This window comes from Leisingera sp. NJS204 (genome assembly GCF_004123675.1).
Taxonomy (GTDB): Bacteria; Pseudomonadota; Alphaproteobacteria; order Rhodobacterales; family Rhodobacteraceae; genus Leisingera.
On the sequence record NZ_CP035417.1, the window covers coordinates 1782695 to 1807567 of the forward strand.

General features: G+C 60.9%; 21 protein-coding genes and 6 pseudogenes. 15 read left to right on the forward strand and 12 right to left on the reverse strand.

Annotation, left to right across the window (positions count from 1 at the left end):
- Positions 1-522: 522 nt before the first annotated feature.
- The gene (gene ssb, locus ETW24_RS08790; protein WP_129370682.1) at positions 523-1056 is read right to left on the reverse strand and encodes a single-stranded DNA-binding protein; all 534 of its coding nucleotides are present in this window, start codon (positions 1054-1056) and stop codon (positions 523-525) included.
- A gap of 233 nt (positions 1057-1289) precedes the next feature.
- Here ssb and ETW24_RS08795 point away from each other — a divergent pair, with 233 nt between their 5' ends.
- The 4 genes and pseudogenes from ETW24_RS08795 to ETW24_RS08810 form a co-directional block, all read left to right on the forward strand.
- The gene (locus tag ETW24_RS08795) at positions 1290-1874 is read left to right on the forward strand and encodes a lytic transglycosylase domain-containing protein (RefSeq protein WP_129370683.1); all 585 of its coding nucleotides are present in this window, start codon (positions 1290-1292) and stop codon (positions 1872-1874) included.
- Between the two features lie 117 nt (positions 1875-1991).
- The gene (locus ETW24_RS08800) at positions 1992-2366 is read left to right on the forward strand and encodes a hypothetical protein (protein ID WP_129370684.1); all 375 of its coding nucleotides are present in this window, start codon (positions 1992-1994) and stop codon (positions 2364-2366) included.
- 270 nt (positions 2367-2636) lie between these two features.
- Positions 2637-3070, forward strand: a pseudogene (locus ETW24_RS08805) (transposase); the annotation flags it as partial.
- A 127-nt stretch (positions 3071-3197) separates the two neighbouring features.
- A pseudogene (locus tag ETW24_RS08810) lies at positions 3198-3454 on the forward strand (DDE-type integrase/transposase/recombinase); the annotation flags it as partial.
- Between the two features lie 9 nt (positions 3455-3463).
- Here ETW24_RS08810 and ETW24_RS08815 read toward each other — a convergent pair.
- A pseudogene (locus ETW24_RS08815) lies at positions 3464-4847 on the reverse strand (IS30 family transposase); the annotation flags it as partial.
- A 441-nt stretch (positions 4848-5288) separates the two neighbouring features.
- Here ETW24_RS08815 and ETW24_RS08820 point away from each other — a divergent pair.
- A pseudogene (locus ETW24_RS08820) lies at positions 5289-5405 on the forward strand (IS3 family transposase); the annotation flags it as partial.
- A 42-nt stretch (positions 5406-5447) separates the two neighbouring features.
- On the opposite strand, the pseudogene ETW24_RS08825 reads toward ETW24_RS08820, so the two are convergent.
- Both ETW24_RS08825 and ETW24_RS25375 read right to left on the reverse strand, forming a co-directional pair.
- Positions 5448-6451: pseudogene (locus ETW24_RS08825) on the reverse strand (transposase); the annotation flags it as partial.
- Positions 6451-6855 carry a transposase gene (locus tag ETW24_RS25375; RefSeq protein WP_441328133.1) on the reverse strand — a complete coding sequence of 135 codons (405 nt, stop codon included), beginning with the start codon at positions 6853-6855 and terminating at the stop codon, positions 6451-6453. The pseudogene ETW24_RS08825 and the gene ETW24_RS25375, both read right to left, overlap by 1 nt.
- Positions 6856-6939: 84 nt before the next feature.
- Between ETW24_RS25375 and ETW24_RS25380 the strand changes: the two genes are divergently transcribed.
- Complete coding sequence (locus tag ETW24_RS25380; RefSeq protein ID WP_441328137.1) at positions 6940-7092, forward strand: integrase core domain-containing protein; 153 nt, start codon at positions 6940-6942, stop codon at positions 7090-7092.
- A gap of 120 nt (positions 7093-7212) precedes the next feature.
- Here ETW24_RS25380 and ETW24_RS25210 read toward each other — a convergent pair whose 3' ends face one another.
- Together ETW24_RS25210 and ETW24_RS24775 are read right to left on the reverse strand one after the other, a co-directional pair.
- Positions 7213-7689 (reverse strand): transposase, encoded by a 477-nt coding sequence (locus tag ETW24_RS25210; protein ID WP_368075960.1) that lies wholly within the window; start codon positions 7687-7689, stop codon positions 7213-7215.
- Entirely contained in the window at positions 7578-8147 is a 570-nt protein-coding gene (locus ETW24_RS24775) for a hypothetical protein (protein WP_254695729.1), read from the reverse strand. Before ETW24_RS24775 ends, ETW24_RS25210 begins: the two co-directional genes overlap by 112 nt.
- A gap of 39 nt (positions 8148-8186) precedes the next feature.
- Between ETW24_RS24775 and ETW24_RS08840 the strand changes: the two genes are divergently transcribed.
- Both ETW24_RS08840 and ETW24_RS08845 read left to right on the forward strand, forming a co-directional pair.
- Positions 8187-9206 (forward strand): IS110 family transposase, encoded by a 1020-nt coding sequence (locus tag ETW24_RS08840; protein ID WP_129370686.1) that lies wholly within the window; start codon positions 8187-8189, stop codon positions 9204-9206.
- A gap of 603 nt (positions 9207-9809) precedes the next feature.
- Positions 9810-10055: pseudogene (locus tag ETW24_RS08845) on the forward strand (IS3 family transposase); the annotation flags it as partial.
- Between the two features lie 243 nt (positions 10056-10298).
- On the opposite strand, the gene ETW24_RS08850 reads toward ETW24_RS08845, so the two are convergent.
- The 6 genes from ETW24_RS08850 to miaA all read right to left on the reverse strand — a co-directional run bounded on the left by ETW24_RS08850 (position 10299) and on the right by miaA (position 18706).
- Entirely contained in the window at positions 10299-12389 is a 2091-nt protein-coding gene (locus tag ETW24_RS08850; protein WP_129370687.1) for a dipeptide ABC transporter ATP-binding protein, read from the reverse strand.
- 136 nt (positions 12390-12525) lie between these two features.
- Positions 12526-13740 carry an ABC transporter permease gene (locus tag ETW24_RS08855; RefSeq protein ID WP_129370688.1) on the reverse strand — a complete coding sequence of 405 codons (1215 nt, stop codon included), beginning with the start codon at positions 13738-13740 and terminating at the stop codon, positions 12526-12528.
- A gap of 15 nt (positions 13741-13755) precedes the next feature.
- Positions 13756-14808, reverse strand: coding sequence for an ABC transporter permease (locus ETW24_RS08860; protein WP_129370690.1), 1053 nt, complete (start codon positions 14806-14808; stop codon positions 13756-13758).
- Between the two features lie 122 nt (positions 14809-14930).
- A complete protein-coding gene (locus ETW24_RS08865; protein ID WP_129370692.1) occupies positions 14931-16595 on the reverse strand; it encodes an ABC transporter substrate-binding protein in 1665 nt (554 codons plus the stop codon).
- Positions 16596-16895: 300 nt separating this feature from the next.
- Entirely contained in the window at positions 16896-17708 is an 813-nt protein-coding gene (locus ETW24_RS08870; protein ID WP_129370694.1) for a helix-turn-helix transcriptional regulator, read from the reverse strand.
- 137 nt (positions 17709-17845) lie between these two features.
- Positions 17846-18706, reverse strand: a complete 861-nt coding sequence (gene miaA / locus ETW24_RS08875) for a tRNA (adenosine(37)-N6)-dimethylallyltransferase MiaA (protein ID WP_129370695.1) — start codon at positions 18704-18706, stop codon at positions 17846-17848.
- Between the two features lie 129 nt (positions 18707-18835).
- Here miaA and pyrH point away from each other — a divergent pair, with 129 nt between their 5' ends.
- From pyrH to ETW24_RS25095, 7 genes are all read left to right on the forward strand, one after another.
- Positions 18836-19585, forward strand: a complete 750-nt coding sequence (gene pyrH, locus ETW24_RS08880; protein ID WP_129370696.1) for a UMP kinase — start codon at positions 18836-18838, stop codon at positions 19583-19585.
- A 266-nt stretch (positions 19586-19851) separates the two neighbouring features.
- Positions 19852-20415, forward strand: a complete 564-nt coding sequence (gene frr / locus ETW24_RS08885; RefSeq protein ID WP_129370698.1) for a ribosome recycling factor — start codon at positions 19852-19854, stop codon at positions 20413-20415.
- 8 nt (positions 20416-20423) lie between these two features.
- Positions 20424-21182 carry an isoprenyl transferase gene (locus ETW24_RS08890; RefSeq protein ID WP_129370700.1) on the forward strand — a complete coding sequence of 253 codons (759 nt, stop codon included), beginning with the start codon at positions 20424-20426 and terminating at the stop codon, positions 21180-21182.
- The gene (locus tag ETW24_RS08895) at positions 21179-21955 is read left to right on the forward strand and encodes a phosphatidate cytidylyltransferase (RefSeq protein ID WP_129370701.1); all 777 of its coding nucleotides are present in this window, start codon (positions 21179-21181) and stop codon (positions 21953-21955) included. The genes ETW24_RS08890 and ETW24_RS08895 overlap by 4 nt, the downstream gene beginning before the upstream one ends.
- 16 nt (positions 21956-21971) lie before the next feature.
- Positions 21972-23144, forward strand: a complete 1173-nt coding sequence (dxr, locus tag ETW24_RS08900; protein WP_129370703.1) for a 1-deoxy-D-xylulose-5-phosphate reductoisomerase — start codon at positions 21972-21974, stop codon at positions 23142-23144.
- Positions 23145-23148: 4 nt separating this feature from the next.
- Complete coding sequence (rseP, locus tag ETW24_RS08905) at positions 23149-24498, forward strand: RIP metalloprotease RseP (RefSeq protein ID WP_129370705.1); 1350 nt, start codon at positions 23149-23151, stop codon at positions 24496-24498.
- Positions 24499-24641: 143 nt separating this feature from the next.
- The gene (locus tag ETW24_RS25095; protein ID WP_275423037.1) at positions 24642-24767 is read left to right on the forward strand and encodes a hypothetical protein; all 126 of its coding nucleotides are present in this window, start codon (positions 24642-24644) and stop codon (positions 24765-24767) included.
- The last annotated feature ends 106 nt before the right edge of the window (positions 24768-24873 follow it).

Here is a 24873-nt window from a genome sequence, read left to right on the forward strand (position 1 = left end):
GTTTCAGGTGAAGATTCCGGCGCTCGCGGGCTTCCAAGGCTTGGCACTTTTTCGGGGCAGTATGACGGCATGGATGTCTCGCGCGGCGATTGCATCATGGTATTTGCGTGTGCCGCGCTGCCCGGCAGGCGATTCTTGCACTACCGGCAGGCGCGGCAGCCCGCTGGTCAGTGCAATAGGCACCTCATCCTGGCGGAATAAGTCCGTCCGTTTCAAACCCAGAGTTTGTCTCTTTTGTTGCAATAAATGTTGTCTAAGGAGCGGCATCAAACCGTGGCAGGTCCACAAAGGCAGAGATGTAGACTGTTGGTGCGATCAATGGCTTGCCATCTTGTGCGACAAGCAAGGAAGTGGCTGATCCAGTGCACAGGGCAAACTGCGGATCGTCATGGTGATTGTGCACATCTCCATGAAAAGGGAAATACGAAACAGTGGTGTCCTAACGTGAAAGGGCTGGCAAATGCCAACCCTTTGCTTTTGTTTCTAAAGCGGAGGAACTTCACATTCCGAGAGCCTAGCCTGTTAGAACGGGATCTCGTCGTCGTCGATGTTATGGGACGCGCCGCCGCCGAAATTGCCGCCGCCGCCACCACCGCTGCCGCCGCCTTGCTGGCCGCTGTCATAACCGCCGCCGTAACCGCCGCCCTGGCTGCCGCCGCCATAACCGCCGCCGCCGCCACCGTCTTGGCCGCCGCCGCCTTCACCGCGGCCGTCAAGCATGGTCAGGGTGGAGCCGAAGCCTTGCAGGACGATTTCGGTCGAATACCGGTCCTGACCGCTTTGGTCCTGCCATTTGCGGGTCTGCAGCTGGCCTTCGATATAGACCTTGGAGCCTTTGCGCAGATACTGCTCGGCAACGCGCACAAGACCTTCGCTGAAGATGGCCACAGAGTGCCACTCAGTCCGCTCGCGGCGTTCACCGGTGTTACGGTCCTTCCAGTTTTCCGAGGTAGCAATGCGCAGGTTGCAAACCTTGCCGCCGTTCTGGAAGCTGCGCACCTCCGGGTCGCGGCCCAGATTGCCGATGAGCATGACTTTGTTAAGAGAGCCGGCCATAGGGTTCCGTCCTTTTATTCCTGAATGTCCTGTCCAGCACCGGTCCGGCGCGAATCCGTCCGGGCTGCTTGATTGGCACAGTACAGACCTGTGCAAGGTGAGGAAAGCAGCTCTCTGGGGATGATTTTGCAGGAGTTTGCGCGGCAATGATGACGGATTGCGCCGGTGTTGCTTTAAATTTCTTCTGTATTGGTTATATTTGCGCAAAGTGGGACAGTGTTGGGACAGCGGAAATGCGCAAAGCCGTTGCGGGGTTGGTGATTGCCATGGTCGGGGCAGGGCAGCCTGCCGCCGCCGATGTTTTGAGTACCAAGAACCGGCGGGATTTGTTTTCCGCCCACACCAGGTTGCTGGATGGCCGCGCGGCCACCCAGTACAAGAACTCATCCCGGCTGCAGCCCAAGACATATCAGATCCCTTCAGCCGCGGGCACGCTGCCCTACAGCGGCAAGTACCGCGGCCAGTATCTGCAGCTGGCGCGGGACGCTGCGCGCCAGCACGGTGTGCCCGAAGACCTGTTCCTGCGCCTGGTGCAGCAGGAAAGCAATTGGAACCCGAACGCCAAATCGCACAAAGGCGCGTTGGGCCTGGCACAGCTGATGCCTGCAACCGCAAGGGCGCTGGGGGTCAACCCCGCGGTGCCGCAGCAGAACCTGGAGGGCGGCGCGCGGTATCTGGCGCGGCAATTCCGCAAATTCGGGTCCTGGCGGCTGGCATTGGCGGCCTATAACGCGGGTCCGGACGCGGTGAAGAAATACGGAGGGGTGCCGCCCTATAAGGAAACCCAGAACTATGTAAAGAAGATCTGGGGCAGCTGACGCGCCGTTTCATTAACTTGTGGGTAAGTTCCCTTAATGCCCCGTTAACTCCGCGCTAGTGTCACGCATTTGCCTTAAATTTTTGTGAATCTTCCCTCAAGTTCTGGAGGGAATGACTTGTACACCAACAGCTTTGATGAGCGGATCAACCGGATTGACTGGCAGCCGAGCGCGGTCCCGACGCGTCAGATGATCGACAGTGTCCTGGCCAGCCGTCTGCCCCGGCAGCCGCGCAGTGCTGTGCTGAGCCTGGCCGGCGCCATTGTTGGTATTCTGATCGGCACCGGCCTCAAGGGAATGTCTTTGGCCGGATCTCCTTGGGGACCGGAAACCGGCCTTGCCGGAGCTATCGGCGGCAGCCTGGCGCTGGCTGGTCTGGCCGCTTCGGTATCGGCTGCCCTGATGGCTGCGGCCAAAGGAAATGAGGCGCCGCGGCTGATGCAGTTCGCCTCGATGAACCTGCTGATGATCGTGGTGGTGCTGCTCAGCTGAACAAGACGGCCCCTGTGGGAGTGGGGGACGGAAGTGGAGCCCCATGTGGTGCTTTTTTAAGCAGCACATGGGGTTTGCTATAAGAGATGGTCGCAGGATTTTGGACCAGTGGCCAAGCTGTAGCGACTGACGAAGGAACGACCACAGTGGACGAAGCGGAAACGCTTTTCGGCAGAGTTCGAAGCCAAAGTTGCACTTTAAGCTATCCGTGAAGAATTGACGACGGTTGAACTGGCCAAAAAGTACGGCGTCCAAAGGCTTGGCGATCACCGCCCCAATCAGGTCTGGTGCACTGATGCAACCTGCATACCCATGCGCCGGGGCCTTTACAGGCCGCGGCAATGGGTTGGCACAGCCGCAAAGTGCTGATCTGGCGGCTATCCGGCACGAGGATCGCCGGGTTCTGCATCGAGGCCTTGAAGGAAGCACTGGCCCGGCGCTGCCCGCCCGAGAAATTCAACTCTGATCAGGGCTCCCCGTTCCCCAGCTCAGATTTCACCAGCGTGCTGCGGGCTGCCAAGGTAAAGATCCCGGTGGATGGGCACGGCCGCTGGATCGAAAATCGCCTGATCGAGCGGCTTTGGCGCTCGCTGAAGTACAAATGCGCCTACCTGAATGCCTTCGAGACCGGCTCGGAGGCCCGCATCGGGATCGGCGCCTGGATCAGATACTGCGCCGAAAAGCGCCCGCACTCATCAATATAGGCTGCTGACGCCGGGCGCGGCCTAAGATACGCCGCCTCAGAACCTGAATGACGCCGCCTGACATGAAACCAATGATCTAGCTTAGCCAGGCGGAAAACTGGCCCAAAAATAGGGGCAACCTCTCATAGCAGGCCAGCCAATCCGGAAATGGGCTGGTGACATCAGTTATGTTTGGACGCGGGGGGATGGCTGTATCTGGCCGTGATCCTGGATTTACATTTCCGCCGTTTCGTCGGTTGGACTGTGAACAATCGGATGAAGCGCGATCTGGCAATCCATACCCTGTACATGGCCATTGCCTTTCGTGCGCCACCAAAAGGCTGCATCCGCCATAGCGACCGCGGCGTGCAAGGCGGATGCAAACGGTCGTCGCAACGGTTGATTGATATTTTATGACAGGACTTCTTCCAACTCCTCTGCGGGCGTTTTCCATCCGAGCGTTTTTCGAGGCCGGTTGTTCAGGGCGTATGCGACGGCATCAAGGGTATTCTCATCATGTACACTGAGATCCGTGCCCTTGGGAAAGTACTGACGCAATAGGCCATTGGTGTTCTCGTTGCTGCCGCGCTGCCAGGGGCTTTGAGGATCACAGAAGAACACCTGGATGCCCGTATCTGTCTTCAGCTTCGCATGTTGTGCCGTCTCAGCCCCCTGGTCCCATGTGAGTGATTTGCACAAGCGGCTTGGAAGGCTCTGAATTGATTTGGCAATGGCGCCTCGAACAGCCTCAGCACCGCGACCTGTAAGCGCGGGGCCGTTCTTTTTTGCGCGGAGCTGCACCATGGCCGGGCATCGGGGACAGATGCAGCAGGAGCGTGAACCGTGTTTTGCGTTCCACCAGAGTGCCGATCGCCGAGTTCTTCAGGCCGAGGATCAGATCGCCTTCCCAGTGACCTAGCACAGCGCGGTCTTCTGCTTCGGCGGGGCGTTCGCTGATCATGATCTGATCAGACACAAACGGTTTGCCTTTGCCCTTTCGCCGCGCGCGCGGGACACGTCGCGCCCGTCCGGAACGCAAGCAGGCAACCAACTCCCGCCGCAGCGCACCACGGCCTTGAATGAACAAGGGATGATAGATGGCCTCATGGCTGATACGCATCATCGGGTCATCCGGAAAATCAAAAGGCAAACGGCGGGCGATCTGCTCAGGGCTCCAGGCCGTTGCCCATCTGCGATGTTGCCGGCGCACAGACCGTCTCTTCGTCCAAGACACGTCAGGACCGGCCACGATGTTCCCGTTTGGACCAGAGAGCTGACCTGAGAGCTGACCTGAGAGCCGATCTTCAACATACTGCCGCAAGGCGTCGTTCTGCGCCAGTTTTGTTAGCTTTGGCCGGCGTGCCGCGCGATCTGCATGCCATTGCGCTGTTGCCGCGCGATATTCAAAGCCCCCTGAGCGTGTCGCTGCATTCCGCCGGAGTTCCCGGGAAACGGTCGAGGCGGATCGTCCAATCTTCCTTGCAATCGCACAGACACCGAAGCCTTGCGCTCTGTACAAGGCGATCTCCTCGCGCTCAGCAAAACACAGATACCGGCCGGAAAGCGGCTGAGATGCATTTGCAAACTTGGATGGCGGCATGCCTCCGGCCTCCCGAAACCAACGACTGCCAACTGGGGCAGACGCGCCAGCTTGCACGCCAGATTCCTCGCTGGAAACGCCTTGCTTGACGAGTTGCCAAAACATGACTTGCTGGGAACGCAGTGCCGCCCGTGGCCGTCCCGGTGAATGCAGTTCACCTCGTGTGCTGCGCTCTGATGCGCGTTTGCGGTTTGTCATCACAACCTCCAATTCGGAACCGTTGCAACGACCGTTTGAATCCGCCCAGTACTGTTCGCACGACTACCAGATGCTGCTGCGCCAGCATGGCGTCAAAGTGTCCTCTCTCATGCATGTAAACATGCACCGCCGGGCAGTGGATGAGCGGTAAGGGAAACTGCTGCGACTGTGAATATGGTATTGCGGTTTGATGGCCTGACCCATACTACGATTGACTGCGTGTCATTGTGGCGACGTGTCGACCGTCAAGTCGCCCCGGTAACTGGCGGGATGTGCCCTTATAGGAGCTTGACGGGGACGCCCCATCACAGTCCTGTCCCCTCGGATCGGTGCCTGGCCATTCTGAGTAACGAGGGCACTATGAAGACCACTCATCCAGTAATCATCGGCGTTGACACTCACAAAGCACCCCATGTTGACGTCGCCATTGACAGGCAAGGCACCCGGGAGTGCCTCGTGGCGATCCCGGACACTTCGATCACGGGGCGCCGTGCGGCGCGTGAGCTGACGGCCCTGATCAGGCGCTGCGGAAAGTCCGGTATGATCGTCAGCAACAATTGAGCGGAGACTGTGCGGAATTTTGTGCCCTGGCGCCTTTTTTTACGCCAATGGGAAGCGTTCCTGGAACATGATGGCGAGCTGGCTTTTCACCGCATGCCATTTGCGCACTGAGCGCTTCCACTCCGCTGAGGCAGCATTCAGCACCAGATAGATCAATTTGGCCGCCGCCTCATCGCTGGCGAAATGGCCGCAGGTTCGAACCGCACGGCGGAATTTCGAGTTCAGCGCTTCAATCATTGCCCGGCAAGCGGTTTGCGAAGCAAATTTGCCGAGAGGGGCGTTGGTCGTGTAACTCAGCCTGCGCACCTCGGACGGATAGTCGAGGAATGGAATGACTTCGTTCCAGGCCCGCCGCCAGCTCGGCGCTATGGCCGGATAGCGCTTTGACAAATCGCTCGCTTCAAATTCGGTTAGCGCGGCTTCGGCCGCCGCGGCATCAACGGCCGTATAGACCGCCTTCAAAGCCGCGGCGACGGCCTTGCGGTCTTTGTAGCTGGCAAAGCTTTTGGAATGGCGCAGCAGATTGGCAATACAGGTCTGGACCTGGGTTCGGGGGAAGGCCGCCTCTCCTCTCGGCAGCGGATGGTCTGGGGGGAGCCCTTGGGGCCGTCTATTCCCCGCCAGTGGATTGCCTGCAAACCATGGGCGGGCATGATTGCGATCAGAATGTCCTGAACGTATGAGGAGGGTCAGGAAACGATCTGAGGGATCGTTTCCCTGACGATTGGGTTGCGCAGACCGCTCAGCACCTTGGCCCAGAATTTGGTCCCCTCATTGGCCTGGAACCACAAGCCCAGAACGTCCTGCGTGCCGTCCGGCAAGATTGCCAGGGCCACGAAGACCGCCTTGTTCGAGACCGCGCCGTCGCTGCGGATGTTGACCCGGATCGCATCCATGAACACCACCGGATAGCAGGACTCAAGCGGGCGGTTCTGCCAGGCCGTCACCTCCTGCATCACGGTGTCGGTGATGGCCGAAATCAGGCTGGGTGACGCTTCAAAGCCGTAGATCTCCTCGATGTGGCCTTGGATCTCCCGGGTCGTCATGCCGCGGACGGGCACGCTCCCTCGCGGGACATTGCTGCGCTGTGCCCTGCCTGGCAGTGGATGATCTTGGTGTCGCCCCCCGGAAAGCGGCACTGATACTTGGCGATCAGAACCGGGTCAAAAGTCCCGTTCCGGTCGCGCGGAAAGTCCAGAACTACCTTGCCGGCGTCCGTGGTCACAGTCTTCTGGCTGCTGCCCCTCTCGTGCATGTAAACATGCACTGCCGGGCAGTGATTGCGGCGACTGGCGGGCTGGTTCTGGCTTTCAGTCGGCTCCTGCGCCCGCTCTTCGCTCAGATGTTCGTCCAACTCGGTGCTCAGCGAACGTTCCGCAATCGCCTTAGTCCGTTCGGAAAGAATACCTTCCTTGCCGAAAAAGGTCTCCGGGCGAACGCCCTTCAATCAGCCGGTCCAACAGGTCTTTGTCTATGCGCAGCCGTGGGTCTCCTCAAAATTGAGCTATCACGCCAGGGCACAAAACTCAGGATGGTCCCATGGAGTGGAGCTGGCTTCCAACGCCATCCTGCGTGGTGTTCCGAACAGCGGATCGAATTGCATAGCATCGCGTCCGGCAAGCCTGTGCAAAACGGCTTCGTGGAAAGATTCAAAGGCCGTCTTCGCCTGGAGTGCGATCTGTAATCGGGGGCTGTTGGTCAAGTGTGATCGGCTTCGGTTCCGTCATGGGGCCATGCTTCTGTCCGCGGCCGGCCCGTCGCAGGGCGCGCCGCATGTTGGCGGTCGAAGGTGAGGCGGACCATGCTAATCGGCGGGCTTGCGAGATTGCGCGCAGAAGCAGCGCCAGGCATACGTGCGGCCTTCGCCTGATCCCCGTCCCTGATGGGACCCTTGCCAAAGCCCTGGGCGAACTGGCGCCAGGGCTTCGGGGTCAGACCATGCAGCGGCTCCCCAGCGGAAAGGGGCGTCGTCGCGCCACATGCGATGCAATACGACGGCGAGCTTGCGCGCCACCGCAATCTTCGCCTTCTTCAGACTGCTCCGCTTTGCGATCCTCAAGCCCCAGGCCCGGATCGACGTCCATTGGCGCGAGCGGGTGAGCATGACGTGGGCCGCAGTGAAGAGCGCCGTGCGAGTGAAGGCATCGCCGGACCGGCTGATGCGCCCCCTCACGCCGGTCTCTCCAGACTGGTATTGTCTCGGTGTCTGGCCAAGGTGAGCTCCGACATCACTCGAGCGCCGGAAGCGCCCCGGGTCGTCGATCGTCGCCTTGAAGGCCAGTGCCGTGACCGGGCCAGAGCCGTGACCGGGCCAACTCCGGGGATGATCATGAACCCGCGGCAGAGTTCGTCGTTGGCGGTGAGACGCAAAAGCGCCCTGTGGAGTTCGGCAAGTTGCGTCTGCATCTCGGTGCACCGGCGAAGCAATGCGGACATACAGAGCTCGAGGTTCGGGCGCCCCTCCACAAGTTCACGCACCCGGGCCTCGAAGTCCCCCGCCGCGATACGGTCGGCCTTCAGCCCGAATGGGCGCAGAAGTCCGCGGATCTCGTTCTCGTGGTCGTGCAGCTTGTTGACGAAAAACTCGCGCGACATCAGGAGCGTGCGCATCTCCTGGCTCACCGTCGACTGCACGTGGACAGGCTTGAACCAGCCCGAGCGGATGAATTGCGCCAGAGACCGGGCGTCATTGCCGATGGAGTGGATGGCTCCTGCTCCACCGGCGTCGTGATGCGCCATCATGCAGTTGTCATGAACTGCTGGGACAGGAGCCTCCCAATGACAGTTAAAACCCTAGGTCTCGATCTGGCCAAGGATGTTTTTCAGGTTCATGGAATTTCCGAGACGGGCCGCAAGGTTTTCAACCGCAAAAAAAAGCGCGCCAGACTGCTGGCATTTTTTGAGAGCTTGCCGTCATGCATGGCCGGCATGGAGGCCTGCGGTTCGGCTCATCATCGGGGCAGTCAATTTCGCAAGCTGAGGCATGAAGTCCTTTTGATGACAGCGACTTACGTCAAGCCAAATGTGAAGCGCGGAAAGCCGGACGCAGCCGATGCGGAGGCAATCTGCGAAGCTGTGCGCCGCCCGGCGATGAGATTTGCCGAGATAAAGACGGAAGACCGACAGGCCCTGTTGGCGGTCCACCGCACCCGCGGCCTTGTTGTCCGTCAGAGAACCCGGGCCGCGACCATGATCCGCGGCTTGCTGCGTGAATTCGGGCATGTTCTTCCGACCGGTGCCGGGGCTGTTACTGCCTTTGCAAAACGCCATCTCGAAGGCGGTCATCCCGGTATGCCTGAGCTGGCGAGTGGGGGCCTCGGCACGCTGTGCTGCCAACTCCTCGGGCTCAACGCCCGCATTGACGGTTTCTCCAGGCTGATTGAACGCCACGCCCGGCGCGATGCCGATGCGCGGCGATTGATGCAGGTGCCAGGGACCGGTCCGATCACGGCATCTGCAATCGCGGCGGCGATCAGCGATGCCAACCAGTTCAGAACCGGACGCTATCTGGCCGCCTGGCTGGGATTCACTCCGCTCAACAAAACCAGTGGCGGCAAGGAGAGCCTCGGACACATCACCAAGAAGGGGAGCCATTGCACCCGGAAACTCCTGATCGCTGGCATGACATCCCGCATGCTGATGGCCAAACGGAGTCCTGAAAACGCCGGTACCTGGACCGCCAAAATGCTGGCCGAAAAACCGGTTCGTCTTGCGGCCGTTGCCATGGCGAACAAGGCGGCTCGTGCAAGCTGGGTAATGCTGACGCGACTGGAAGACTACCGGCAGCCGGCCGCTTGACCGGATAACCTGCCAGAGATGCAAGACGAATGACGTGATGATGCGGAATCAAGTCAACCAAGAGCCAGGAAACTCCGGGAATGTCCGTGGCCCTATGAGGCCGTAGAGCCGATTGGAACCTCGCTTGCGGAAATTATCAGGGCCAGTGGCAGACCGCCACGAAAACAGGCCGGACAGACAACTGTACTGACCAAAGCGCCGCTGAAACCACGAAAATATCTTGCAATGCAGGAGCCATCCACACAGGTCATTCCTGTTGCGGTTCATGGCCGCCATCGCCGCCTTGGCATGTCGCGCTTCAATGCAGACTGCGGGCAAGCCTGCGCTCGTGAGGCGGTTGTAAAGCCACTGCGGCAATGGCCCGGCTTCGAAACCAACTCGCCCGAAAGTGGCGTCGATACCAGCCAGCACTTTGCCGATGTCGGGACCGCCTTTGCCTCAAGGATCATTCCGCCCTCGGCATCGACAACACAGATGCTGGTCATCTCGAGTGAGACGTCGAGGCCCACATACAATACTCTAGTCATGGCCGTTCTCCGGGTCATGGGCTTACCGGCAAGAAGACTACCGGCGAGTCCGGGAGCTGAGCCCCGATTACGCCATCTGAACGAAACCATGTTCCGAAACTTGGCACGCGGGCGGATCATGATCGCTGCCTGGTCCGTCGGCTACAACACCGAACGCGCCCGTTCAGCCTTGGATTATCAGGCTCCGGCTGGCTATGCGCGAATCCTGATCACCGCAAGCGCCCGCCCTGCTGCGAAAGATGAAAGCTCCGCACGCCGGGCGATTTCTCAACCTGCGCCAATCGGCGTAAATACCAAGCGGGCTCGGGTCACGGCTGGATGAAAGTTCAGTGGCAGGTCAGATGCATTGCAGGCACAATCCTACCAGGCTCTGATCAGCGAACCTGTGACATTGATCCGGGATATGCTGCAGCATGCCGGGCAGGACTGGCTGGCCGCGGCCTTAGTCCCCAGCCTGGAACGCAGGAATATCTTTCGAACTGAAGTGTTTACTGCACTCAAAAGAAACGCCGCCGCGGCCTTAGACAGCCAGAGGCGGCGTTATATTGTGGTTTGCTTGAAGGCTTCACTCCGCTGCGATTTTGATCACAGGTGTCATGCGCTCCAGCACCTCGTCGCTGAGGTGGCACTTGATCTGATGGCCGTCTTCCAACTGGCGCACAGGCGGCACTTCCTTATCGCACAGGCCTCCAGGCACTTCGGACTTCCAGCGGCAACGGGTCTGGAACGGGCAGCCCGGGGGCGGGTTCATCGCCGAAGGGATGTCGCCCTCCAGCACGATGTGCTCTTTCTCGATCGAGGTGTCAGCGATCGGAACCGCGCTCAGCAGTGCTTCGGTGTAGGGGTGGTAAGGCGGCGAGAACACCTGATCGGTGTCGCCCAGTTCCACCACATGGCCGAGATACATCACCATCACCCGGTCGCTGAGGTAGCGCACGATCGACAAATCATGAGAGATAAACAGCAGCGTGGTTTTCTCCTTGCGCTGGATCTCCATCAAGAGGTCTGTCACCGCCGCCTGCACCGACACATCCAACGCCGAGACGGGTTCGTCCGCCACCACAATACGTGCACCGCCAGCAAAGGCGCGGGCGATACCCACGCGCTGCTTCTGGCCGCCTGACAGCTGCCGCGGCATCCGGTCGGCAAAGGCGCGGGGCAGCTTTACCAGGTCCAAAAGCTCCAGCATCCGCTTTTTGCGCTCGGCTTCAGAGTTGCCGATGCCGAAGATTTCCAGCGCCCGTATGATCTGGCGGCCAACCGACATTGACGGGTTCAGCGTGTCGAAGGGGTTCTGGAACACCATTTGCACGTCCGAGACGGTCCTGGTGTCGCGCTCCTCGATCGGGATCTGTTCGATGTTCTGATTATCCAGCAGGATCTGGCCTTCGGTGGCGGTTTCCAGGCCCATCAGCACTTTGGCAAAGGTGGACTTGCCGCAGCCGGATTCACCGACGATGGCCAATGTTTCAGATTCGCGGGCTTCGAAGCTGAGTGTTTCGTTGGCTTTTACCACCTTCTTCTCGCCGCCGCCGAAAAGGGCGTTGGCTGCGACCTCATAGTATTTCTTGAGGTTTTCCATCTTGAGAACAACCTTACCAGGCGCGGTTTTTTCCTTCGTCTCAGCCAAGGTGATCGGGGCGTTCCAGTCGATTTCCTGGAACTTCAGACAGCGGGTTTCATGGCGGTCGTTGCCATGCACCGGCGACATCGGGATAATCATTTCCTGATCGCAGCGGCCTTGTTCAAAGTAGTCGCAGCGCGGCCCGAAGTTGCAGCCATTGGGCCGTTCGTGGGGCAGGGGGAAGTTGCCGGGAATGGCCACCAGCGGGCGCGAGTTCTTGTCGGCACCCGGCAGCGGGATTGAGCGGAACAGCGCCTGGGTATAGGGGTGCTGCATTTCATCGAACACATCCGCGATCGAGCCGCGCTCAACCGCTTCGCCGGAATACATCACGCAGAGGCGGTCGCAGGTTTCAAGCACCAGGCCGAGGTTGTGTGAGATGAACAGCATCGAGGTGCCGTATTTCTTACCCAGATCCTTCACCAGCTCAACCACCGCAGCCTCAACCGTCACGTCGAGCGCGGTAGTGGGTTCATCCAGGATCAGCAGCGACGGTTTCGACATCAGCGCCATCGCAATCACGATGCGTTGCTGCTGGCCGCCCGACAGCTGGTGCGGGAAGGAGTTCAGCATCCGCTCCGGATCGGGCAGGCGCACGTCGGTCACCACTTCCATCGCCCGGTTGTAGGCTTCCTTCTCGCTGACGCCCTCGTGGATCATCGGCACTTCCATCAGCTGTTTGCCGATTTTCATCGCCGGGTTGAGCGAGGCCATCGGCTCCTGATAGATCATCGCGATCTCGTTGCCGCGGATGTCGCGCAGCTCTTCGGCGCTCATCTCGGCCAGGTCGCGGCCCTTGAACTTGATGGTGCCGCCGACAACGCGGCCGTTCTTGCCGAGGTCCTGCATAACCCCCAGCGCCACAGTGGATTTGCCGCAGCCGGACTCGCCGACCAGCCCGACAGCTTCACCCGGTTGCACGGCTACGGAAAAGTCCATCACCGCCGGAATTTCGCGCAGGCGGGTGAAGAAGGAGATCGACAGCTTGTCAATCTCAAGGATCGGGCCGTCGTATTCTTCCATTTTGCTCATGTTTTTGTCTCCCTGTTGAGGCTGGAAGGGAAAGACCCCTTTCTTCTGGCCTCAGGTATCCCGGGGGGGCTGCCTGCTGTGGCGCCACTGGTTCAAGACCAGCTGGCGGCGGGGCTGGCCCCCCGGGTTTGTCGCATCAATCCTTCAGGCTCTCTTCGCGTAACCCGTCCGCCAGCAGGTTCAGACCAAGAACCAGCGTCAGCAGGGCAAAGGCAGGCGGCAGCGCCGGGTGCAGGTAGATCGACAGCAGCTTGCGCCCGTCATTGATGGTCGATCCCCAGTCCGGGCTTTCCGGCGGCAGGCCAAGGCCGAAGAAGCCCAGGGTGCCCAGCAGGATGGTGGTGTAGCCGATGCGCAGGCAGAAATCGACGATCAGCGGGCCACGGGCGTTGGGCAGGATCTCCCACAGCATGATGTACCAGGGGCCTTCGCCGCGGGTTTGCGCTGCGGCCACATAGTCGCGGGTTTTGATGTCCAGCGTCAGGCCGCGCACGATACGGTACACCGTGGGCGAGTTGACAAAGACCACCGAGACAAACACCACCAGGATACCGCCGGGAATGTCGAACATATCCATCGCCCGGGGCAGGCCCCAGATCGCGTATTCCGGTGTTTTGATCAGGTAACCGCCGTTGGAGACCAGCTGCAGGTAGAACCAGATGATGGTCCCAAGCACAACCGGCAGCAGCCAGTTACGCAGCTTGGGCCGGGTGTAGTAGCGTGAGTTCAGCAGCACCCCGACAAAGATGATCGGGAACACAAACAGCACGATAGCCATATAGTTCGGAACACCGGTGGCGACGATTTCCGGGGTCACCAGCAGGTAGAACAGCAGGATCACCGGGAAGGCCAGGATCAGGTTGGCTGCAAACGACAGGATCGTGTCCAGGCGGCCGCCGTAATAGCCCGCGGGCAGGCCCAGGGTGATCCCCACCATAAAGGCAAAGACCGCGGCCATCGGGGCAATCTTGATGACTTCCCAGGCGCCCTTGACCAGACGGCTGAAGACGTCGCGGGCCAGGTTGTCGCCGCCCAGCAGATACCATTCATACTGGCCTTCTTCGGGGTTGCGAAGCGGGGTGCCAGGCACCTTGTTCTTCATGCCCGAAAGCTGGCTTAGCGGGTCATGGGTGATGATCATGTCCATGGCGCCGTAGACACCGGTGAACACCCAGAACATCACCAGGCCGAAGCCGATCATGCCGATGGGGCTGTCAAACAGCTTGCCGTACAGGCCAAGCCGCCGTTTGAAGCCGATCGAGAAAGCGTAGAGGATCACCAGGGAAATCCAAACCGGAGACAGCTGGTAGATAATACGCCCTGCAATTTCAATTGCGCTAAGAGGTTCCATTCTCTGCTGCCTTCCTTAAGAGATCCGGATACGCGGGTTCAGGTACACATAGCCGATGTCCGAGATCAGCTGTGTCACAAGAACCACGACAACTGAGACCACAGAGACGGCCAGCAGCAGTTCGATGTCGTTGTTGCCTGCGGCTTCCACCAGGATCCAGCCGAAGCCCTTGTAGTTGAACAGGGTTTCGACAATCACCACGCCGTTCAGCAACCAGGGGAACTGCAGCATGATGACGGTGAAAGGCGCAATCAGCGCATTCCTGAGCGCGTGTTTCAGAACGATGTTGTGAAAACTCACACCCTTAAGGCGGGCGGTGCGGATATATTGCGCAGTCATCACCTCGGTCATTGAGGCGCGGGTCATCCGGGCGATGTAGCCCATGCCGTAAAGCGCGATGGTCAGCACCGGCAGGAAGAAGTTTTCAAAATTCGGATTATCCATCGCCGAGGTGGCGGTGCCCTTGAACCATTTCAGGCCGACGGTGGAAGATGTGAAGACAGCGATAAAGATCACCCCGGACACATATTCCGGCGTTGCCGTCGTCAGGATTGAGGCCGTCGAAAGGCTTCGGTCCGTCACCGATCCTTCGCGCATCCCCGCCAGGACGCCGATGATCAGTGCCGATGGGATCATCAGGACCAGCACCCAGAACATCAGGCGGCCGGTATTGCCCAAACGCACTGCCACGATGGAGGAAACTTCGTCTTTAAAACGGGTGGAATAGCCCCAGTCGCCCTGCAGAATACCGCAAAAGGTTGAGGCTTCGGCGGCCACTTCGGCTGAAACGGTGCCTGTCATGCACCGGCCGCTGTAGCCGTCTTCAGTTTCGCGGGTCCAGCCGGGCAGGACACCCAGCCATTGGCCGTATTTTGAGACCATGGAGCCGCCATAGCCGTTGGCATCCAGCCAGCTGGCCACGGCCTCATCCGACATCCGGAAGTTGCCCTGGGTTTTGGCGAGTTTCTCAAGGTTTGGGTAGAGGTTCGTCAGGAAGAACACGATGAACGTCAGGCACAAGGCCGTCAGCAGCATCACGCCTGAACGTCGGAGAATGAAAAGTCCCATGGGGTCCCCTGTCAGTCTGGCGGATCGGACCCGGCTGCAGGTGCGGGTCTCTTATCGTATGAGCTGGAAAGCACCGCCCCATCCGGGGCGGTGCGGGTGCCGGGAGCCTGTTAGGGCGTGGCTTACGCCGCCCAGCCCCATTTGTAGTGGTGGTGTTCGAAGGACACGTGCATGTCCGCGCCGACAACGCCTTCGCGCATGTGGCGGTAGAGCGAACGCCAGTAAGGCTGGATGGTAACGCCTTCTTCCTGGATCAGCGCCTGGCCTTTGGCAGAGATCTCGCGGCGCTTGTCGGCGTCGGCGATCGACAGAGCTTCTTCCAGCAGGGCGTCGAATTCAGCGTTTTCCCAGCCGAATTCGTTCCAGGCTTCGCCGGACTTATAGGCCAGTGCCCAGATCTGAACGCCCAGCGGGCGGTGGTTCCAGTTGGTCGAGGAGAACGGGTATTTCACCCAGTCGTTCCAGAAGGTCGAGCCGGGCAGAACTGTCCGCTTGACCTTGAAACCTGCGTCGCGCAGCTGTGCGGCCACGGCATCGGTAGTGTTCCGGCGCCAGTCGTCGTCGATCGACAGGATTTCATGTTCGAAATCCATCATGCCGGCTTCTTCCATCAGCGCGCGGGCACCTTCAGGATCGACCTTCTGCGGCGGCAGTTCGGCGTATTCCGGGTGGATCGGGCCGACATGGTGGTTTTCCGCGGGTTCACCGCGGCCGCCATAGCCGAGTTCAAGACAGACGGAGTTGTCGACAGCCATCTGAATCGCCTTGCGGACGCGTTTGTCTGCATAGGGCTTCTTGCCATCGAATTCCGCCAGCTGGTTGGTGCGGATCACAATCGAGGACATGGTCACAACTTCGGACTTCTTGTAGCCAAGACCGTCCATCACGTCGATGAATTCACCCACTGATTCATAGAGCATGTCGACTTCGTCGGATTCCAGAGCGGCCAGCCAGGACGACGGATCGGTGCCGAAATCGACGTATTCGATACGGTCCAACGCAGGTTTGCCGTAAATCGCTTCTCCCCACCAGGTGTGGTTATCGTTGCGTTCCAGGGTCGCCTTCACGCCCACTTCCAGTTCTGTCAGCAGGAACGGGCCGGTGCCGACGTTGGTCAGGAAATCATTGGTCTGGAAGGACGCGTGAACAATCGCCGCCGGATAATCCGCCATGCCCGCGATCAGCGAAATGTCGGAATTCGGCAGGTTCAGCTTCACGGTGTGGCTGTCGACCACTTCGATGCCGCCTTCAATCGCCTGGCCGGCGTCTGTGTCGATCAGGGTCGCAAAGCGGCCGGCCATCGAGTTGCCTTCCAGCGACTTGTCGCACCAGCCTGCAATGTTGCGGGCCACGTCTTCGGCGGTGAAGTCGTCGCCGTTGTTCCACTTGACGCCTTTGCGGACGTTCAGCGTGTAAACGGTTGCGTCCTCATTGACTTCCCAGCTTTCCAGCAGCATGCCGGTGATAGAGCCGTCATTGTTGTATTCAACCAGGTATTCGATGCTGCCGCGGGTCTTGTTGGCCATCTGCGACCAGTCGAAGGTGCGCGGGTCCTTCAGCGGGCGGACCTCGGTTTGGATGCGCAGGGTTCCGCCTTGCTTTTTCTCTTCAGCAGCCTGCACCGGTGCGGCCATGCCGATCATGCCGTAAGCAGCGCTGGCAGCCACACCAAGCGCGGTGGCGCGGGTCAGGAATTCACGGCGGTCGAGCTTGCCATCCAGCACTTCTTCGGCGTGCATCTTGGCGGCCCAGTGTACCGGTGCTCCGTTGATTGTGTCGTTGGTCATTTAGGTCTCCCTGTTATCCCGTTTGGTCATTTGTCTTGCGAAACGGATTTTGGCCCGGCGGCGTGCCGGGCGTTTTTGTTTAGCGTTTTGGATTAAAGTTTCCCCATGGCTGTATTCGGGCAGAGATATGCCGTTTCGTCAATGCACAGTTTCGGCGTTTGAAGGTAAAATTACGACATTCGGGGTGTCGTTTTCCCGAATTGAAACGGTATGCTACTGAATACTGTTCAAAACTGCCCAGTAACCGGTGTGAAATCCGCACTTACTGGAAAACATGCAAGAATCTGCAAGCGGATCAAACTATTGTGACTTCTTGCGGGCGGCTTTGCGCACTGCGCTGGGGGTTTGACCGGCGTGCTGGGAGATGAAGCGGGTGAAGTAGGCGGCGCTGCCAAACCCCAGATGAGCAGCAATGTCGCGGATGGGCAGCTCAGAGCTGATCAGCAGCGTGCGCGCGGTGTGCAGCTGGCGCTCGGTCAGCAGGGCTGCGGCGGTCTTGCCGGTCTCGGCCTTGCACACCCGCGTCAGGTGGGTTGGCGTCACATTCAGCGCGGCCGCGTGACCGGCCATGGCGGTCTGGGTGCCGGGCAGTTCGGCAATGCGCAGGCAGTAGGCCTGGCACAGGCGCTGCGCTGCGGTCTGCCGGGCAGCCCGTCCGGCGGGCTCCGGTTGCCGGTGCAAGGCAATGGCGGCCAATTCGCAATGGGCCTGAACGGAGCGGTGCCAGAGCAGCTTCTGCTCATTCTGCTCGCGGCTGATGGCTTCGAACAGGGCGGTCAGCCTGGCCTGGTCCTGAAGGCTGGCGAACCGCTTCTGGACCGGCGTTTCCGGAAACGGCAGCGGCAGCGGGCCGGATACTGACAGAACCTGCCCCAGGCACTGGCGGGTGAATTCGGCGGACCACAGCGTGCCGGCCGGAAGAAAGATGGCGCTGTAGGGGCCAAAGCCGCGCTGTGCGCCATTGACGCAAATGCGCCCCTGTCCGCGGGTGATCCAGATCAGCAGGTGTTCGCGGCGGGTATGTGCCAGCCCGGTCTGCCAGGCGCCATCTGGGGCAAGCCGGGATAAAGGGGCGGCGTGAATGTCGCCGGACAGGGTCGGATCAAATGGCATCAGATATCTTAGGCACAGGAACAAATACGATCTGCTGCAACAGGGCATGAATCGCTGATTCTGGCAAGTTTCCGCCGGCCAGCGCCGAAAACGTCTAAATATTTAGGGTTTATGCCGGCTGGCTGCCCCGGCGGCGGTCAGGCCAGGGCCACCTGCTGCCAGTCTTTCATGCGGGCGCGGAACCAGCTGCGCTGACGCTTGGCGAACCGGCGGGTGGCGATGGCCGCGCGTTCTTCTGCCTCGGCCAGCGAAATCCGGCCTTGGCCATAGGCCATCAATTCCGGAACCCCGATCGCCTTGCAGGAGGGCAGGGCAGGGTCATAGCGGTCCTGCATCGCTTCGATCTCCTCCATGGCGCCCTGATCCAGCATCTGGCCAAAGCGTTTGCGGATGCGGGCCTCCAGCCAGGATTTCTCTGAGTTCAGCACCAGTGCGGTGCAGCCGGACAGCGGCAGCGCCGGGGCGGGGGTGTCATCCTGCCAGCCGGCCAGCGGGCGGCCGGTGGCCTTCAACACTTCCCAGGCGCGCTGCACCCTGGCCCGGTTCTGCAGATCGATGCGGAATGCGGTCTCGGGGTCCAGCTCTGCCAGCAGCGCCTCAAGGGGCAGGCTGTCGCCTTCGGCGCGGACCTCGGGCGGGGTGGCAGGAATGTCCGCCATGCCGTCTGTCAGGGCGGTGAAGTAAAGCCCGGTGCCGCCGGTGATGATCACCCGTTCAGGCCCTTTCAGAAGCTCCAGCACCTCGCGCAGCCAATGGCCGGCGGAATAATCTGCATCATAGGGCATGTGCCCGTAGAGCGCGTGGGGGGCCTGCGCTTCTTCCTCTGCCGAAGGACGGGCGGTGATCACCCGCCAGCAATCATAGACCTGGCTGGCATCGGCATTAACGATGATGCCGCCCTGGCGCGCGGCAATTTCAAGCGCCAGCGCGGACTTTCCCGAAGCGGTGGGGCCGGCAATCAGTACAGGCAGATCCGGGTTGATGTCGGGCAGGTTCATTCAGGCGTGATCCGTCTCTTAAGTCCAGTTCCGCAAAACTGTGCGGAAAGCGCGCAGCGCGGATTGAAACCGGCGGCGAATTGCTTCATTTTGCGCGCAAACTAACCCTCACATCTTCTGGAGCGCAACATGCCTCAACCGCAAGACAAGCCGGAGCTGCATCCGGCCGCCGCCTATAAACGCGTCATGCTGAAAATTTCGGGCGAGGCGCTGATGGGCGATCAGGGGTTCGGCCTGCATCCGCCGACCGTGCAGCGCATCGCCCGCGAAGTGAAATCGGTGCAGGAGATGGGCGTCGAGATTTGCATGGTGATCGGCGGCGGCAACATCTTCCGCGGCCTGTCCGGCTCGGCTCAGGGGATGGAACGGACCACCGCTGATTACATGGGGATGCTGGCAACCGTGATGAATGCGCTTGGCATGCAGTCGGCGCTGGAAGAGCTAGGGGTTTTCACCCGGGTGATTTCGGCAATCCGCATGGATGAGGTGGCCGAACCCTATATCCGCCGCCGCGCCGTGCGCCACCTGGAGAAAAAGCGGGTCTGCATCTTTGCGGCAGGCACCGGCAACCCGTATTTCACCACCGACACCGCCGCCACCCTGCGGGCCAATGAAATGGCCTGCGAGGCAATCTTTATGGGCAAGAACGGGGTTGATGGCGTCTATGACAAAGACCCCAAGGAACATGCCGACGCCGTCCGTTATGACGAGATCAGCTATGACGAAGTCTTTGCCAAACGCCTGAAGGTGATGGATGCGTCGGCCATTGCACTGGCGCGGGACAACAATCTGCCGTTGATCGTGTTCCCGCTGGATGAGCCGGGCGGCTTCCGCGGCATCCTGGCCGGCAAAGGCACCTATACCAAGGTTCACGGCTAAGCCCTGATCCGGGACTGAGGAAAGACGCGGGCCCATTGCGGCCCGCGTTTTTTTTGCTTCCGGCCGGGGCAGATCCCTTGGCGGGGCAGGGCATTTCCGTGAAATCACCGGAACGCAGGCTAAATTTCCTGGATGACAGGAGAGACCGGCAAGGGGGCAGGATGCAGTCCCGGCGGCGGCAAATCCTGGCCAACATCGCTATACATCAGCCTTCCAATGGCTTATGAGCCAAGGGAAGACCGCCTCAGATAAGGGGAGAGAGCAGAATGTCTGATGATTTTGAACTGGATACCGACGACCTGAAGCGCCGTATGGACGGTGCCATGGCCAACCTGCGGACCGAATTCGCGTCCTTGCGCACCGGCCGGGCGTCTGGCTCGATGCTGGAGCCGGTGATGGTGGATGCCTATGGCTCGATGACGCCGATCAACCAGGTCGGCACCGTGAACGTGCCGGAACCGCGCATGGTCACAATCAACGTCTGGGACAAGGGCCTGGTCGGCAAAGTTGAAAAAGCAATCCGCGAATCCGGGCTGGGGATCAACCCGCAGCTTAACGGCACCATCATCATGCTGCCGATTCCCGAGCTGAACGAGGAACGCCGCCGCGAGCTGACCAAAGTGGCCGGGCAGTATGCCGAACATGGCCGGGTTTCGATCCGCAACGTGCGCCGCGACGGCATGGACCAGATCAAGAAGGCCAAGGCTGACGGCATGTCGGAAGACGATCAGAAGTTCTGGGAAGCCGAAGTGCAGGAGCTGACCGACAAGATGATCAAAGCTGTGGATGAGGCGCTTGAGACCAAGCAAGCCGAAATCATGCAGGTCTGACCGGCAGTATGCCAGGAGATGCAAATCCGCAATTGAGCGCCGCCGGGGAGTCTCCGGCGGTCCGTTCCGGCCCGCGCCATGTGGCCATCATCATGGACGGCAATGGCCGCTGGGCCCAGGCCCGCGGGCGGCCGCGGCTGTTCGGCCACCATGCCGGCGCGCGCCGGGTGCGTGAAGTTGTTGAGTGCTGCCCAAGTCTGGGCGTGAAATACCTGACTATCTTTGCCTTCTCGACCGAGAACTGGAAACGCACCCAGACCGAGGTCGCAGGCCTGATGAGCCTGTTCCGGCGTTACATTTCCAAGGAAATGAACGCTTTGGCCGAAAAAGATGTCCGGGTGCGCTTTATCGGCGACCGGGTTCGGCTGGATGCCAAGCTGATCGATCTGATGGACAAGCTGGAACAGAAGACCGAAGGCAACGACGGCACTCAGCTGACTATTGCGCTGAACTACGGCGGCCGTGACGAGGTTGCCCGTGCCACCAAGCGGCTGGCGCAGGATGTAGCGGATGGCCGGCTTGATCCCGCTAAAGTCGATGAAGAAACCCTGCCGCGGTATCTGGACACCCATGTGCTGCCGGATCCGGATCTGGTGATCCGCACCAGCGGCGAGGCGCGGATCTCGAACTTTCTGCTGTGGCAATCGGCCTATGCGGAATATGAGTTCATCGACACGCTGTGGCCGGATTTCTCCGGCGAGGAGCTGGCGCGGCTTTGCAACAGCTATGGCAGCCGCGACCGCCGGTTCGGGGCCGTCAAAACATGAGTGCCGCCAAGGGCCGCTGGGCCGACCTGCTGCCGCGGGCCTTGTCTGCTGTGGTGATGGTGGCTGCGGGCGGATATGCCGTATGGGCCGGCGGGCTGGTGTTTGATGTGCTGATTGCGCTGTGCAGCGGCGGCATGGTGTGGGAACTGGTGCGGATGCTTCAGCCTGCGCGCAGCGGCACTGCGCTGCAGCTTGGTGCAATCTCTGCCGTTGCGGTTCTGCTGGCGTCGTTCCTGCCCGTGCTTTGGGTGCTGCCGGTCTTGGCGGCCCCTGTGGCGGCAGGGTTCAGCCAGATCAGCGAGCGGCGGCAGTATTTCACCGGCTTTGCCTTGTGGGTTCTGCTGGCGGGTTTCGGCTTTATCTGGCTGCGTGGCCAGATGGGAATGGCCTGGATGCTGTGGCTGATCGGCATTGTGGTGGCCACCGACATTGCGGGCTACTTCGCTGGCAAGGCAATCGGCGGGCCAAAGTTCTGGCCGCGTGTCAGTCCCAAGAAAACCTGGAGCGGCACCGCGGCGGGTTGGCTTGCGGCGGTTATCGTGGGGGCGGTTTTTGCCAGGCAGATAGGTCTGGGCTATGGCATCGTGGTGCTGTCGGTGCTGCTGTCGATGGCCAGCCAGGCGGGTGACGTGGCCGAGAGCGCACTGAAGCGGAAGATGGGCGTCAAGGATTCCAGCGGGCTGATTCCCGGCCATGGCGGCCTGTTCGACCGGTTCGACGGGATGCTGGGGGCTGCGGCGATGTTCCTGGCCGTGACCGCCCTCTGGGGATAACCAGACAGGAAAAGCTATGCGGAAAGTCTCGATTTTCGGCGCGACGGGCTCGATTGGCCAGAACACCATCGATCTGATCCGCCGCGCGCCGGATGCTTATGACGTGGTGGCGCTGACCGGCGGCGCCAATATCGCGCGGCTGGCCGAAGACGCTGTTGCGCTGCGGGCTGATGTTGCTGTGACTGCTTATGACAACCGCCTGCCGGATCTGCGCGCGGCGCTGGCAGGCACCGGCGTCGAGGCCGCAGCAGGGCAGGCGGCGCTGGTGGAGGCTGCTGCACGGCCTGCCGATTGGATCATGTCGGCCATTGTGGGCGCGGCTGGTCTGGCTCCGGGGCTGGAGGCGCTGAAACACGGCACCACCCTGGCGCTGGCCAACAAGGAATCGCTGGTCTGCGCCGGCCGGTTGCTGCTGGAGACCGCAGCGGCGCACGGCGCCCGGCTGCTGCCGGTGGACAGCGAGCATTCGGCGGTGTTCCAGGGGCTGGCAGGCGAAGATATTGAAGCGGTTGAACGGATCATTATCACCGCGTCCGGCGGTGCATTCCGGGACTGGCCGCTGGAGGACCTGCCAAGTGCAAGCCTGGCGCAGGCGTCCTCGCACCCCAATTGGGATATGGGTCAGCGGATCACCATCGACAGCGCATCCATGTTCAATAAAGCACTGGAAGTTGTTGAAACTCGTGAATACTTTGGTGTCCGGCCTGAACAGATCGAGGTGCTGGTGCATCCCGAATCGCTGGTCCATGCACTGGTTGGTTTCAAGGACGGAGCGCTGATGGCGCATCTGGGCGCGCCGGACATGCGGCACGCCATCGGATACGCGCTGCATTGGCCGGAACGCCGGGAACTGCCGGTGGAGCGGCTGGATCTGGCCCGTATCGGCCAGTTGAATTTCCGTGCGCCGGACCCGGCCCGGTACCCGGCGCTGCGCCTGGCCTATGATGTGATGGACCGCGGCGGTATGATGGGCGCGGCCTTCAACGGGGCCAAGGAACAGGCGCTGGATGACTTCATCGCAGGCCGCATCCGGTTCACTGATATGTCGGCTGTCGCCGAGACCGCGCTGGAGCGCATGTCAGCGGAACGTGACCTCATTGATGCCGCAATGACACTTGATAACGTGACCCGGGTTGACCATCTCGCCCGGCAACAGGCGGCACGCGCCGCAGAAGAACGCATAGGGTAGATCTTTGGACGTACTTGCTTTTGTCCCGCAGTTTGGCGGTTTTCTTTATACGATTGCCAGCTTTGTCATCGCCCTGTCGGTGATAGTGGCCGTGCATGAATACGGCCACTACATCGTTGGCCGCTGGTCGGGGATTCACGCCGAAGTGTTCTCGCTGGGGTTCGGCCCGGTGCTGTGGAGCCGTGTGGACAAGCACGGCACCCGCTGGCAGGTCGCCGCGCTGCCGTTCGGCGGTTATGTGAAATTCCTGGGTGATGCCGATGCGGCCTCGGGCAAGGATGCCGGGGCAATGCAAGCCGCCGCTGACGATCCGGCCGCGCTGCGCCGGACCATGCATGGCGCGCCGTTGTGGGCCCGGACCGCAACTGTCGCAGCCGGGCCGGTGTTCAACTTTGTGATGTCGGCGATCATCTTTACCGCGGTTGCGATGTCTCAGGGCATCATGCGCGACCCGCTGACGATTGGCGCGCTGGCGCCGCTGCCTGGGGTCGAGAGCGGCCTGCAGCAGGGGGATGAGCTGATCACAGCGGGTGGCATTGCGGTGCCAAGCTATACCGATCCCGATGCCTGGGAGGCCTTTCGCGAAGCCCTGCCGCAAGAGCAGCCGCTGGAATATCAAGTGCGCCGCGACGGCAGAGACATCAGCGTCAACGGACCGTATCTTTACCCTCCCTATGTGCGCGGTGTGGTGCCGCGCAGTGCAGCCGCGGATGCCGGATTGCAGCCGGAAGACGTGATCCTGGCGATGAACGGCGCGCCGGTTGTGTCCTTTGACCAGCTCAAGACGCACGTCGAGGCCGCGGACGGCAAAGTGCTGGTGCTGGACGTCTGGCGGGACGGCGAGCAGGTCGAAATGGCTCTGGCGCCGCGCCGCACGGATGAGCCGCAGCCGGATGGCGGTTTTGCCACCCGCTGGCGGATCGGCATCATTGGCGGCCTGGCCTTTGAACCGGCCACAGTATCCGCAGGCTTCGGCGCCTCATTGGCGGCGGGCACCTATCAGGTTTGGGCTGTGGTGGAGACCTCGTTGTCGGGGCTGAAACATATGATCACCGGCGCCATCAGCACCTGCAACCTGTCCGGGCCGATCGGCATTGCCGAAACTTCGGGCGCGATGGCCAGCCAGGGGGCCGAGAGCTTTATCCGCTTCATTGCGGTGCTGTCGACCGCCGTGGGCCTGCTGAACCTGTTCCCGGTGCCCGCGCTGGATGGCGGCCATCTGATGTTCTACGCCTACGAGGCGGTGTCAGGCCGTCCGCCCAGTGACCGGGCGGTGCGGGTGCTGATGTCGCTTGGTATCGCCATCGTGCTGTCGCTGATGGTGTTCGCGCTTGGCAATGATTTGTTCTGCTGAGAAGCCGGCACGGAAAGGATGACTTCGGGCGGCCATGTTGCCGCCCAAGTGCTGCCACATTCTCCCGTTAACTTTTTATCAACCCGCAGATTGTGCCGGATAGGCGCTTTGCGGATTGGTGAACGATAACTGGGGGACGACCGATGCAGACACTCTCGCAATCTTACCAGGGCCTGGGCCTGTTGGTCCGGCTGAATTGGGACCGTGCGCTGACGGGATTTGCCGTCCTGGGCGCATTGACCGCAGGCGCCTGGCTCGCCGCATTGTGATTCCTGCAACCGGCGCGCAAGCCCGCCGTGCCGGTTGCTGCCAGACTGCGCTTTGTTGGTTTTGACAAGCGCTTTCAAACCCGGTACGCACATCCCAAAGCTGCTA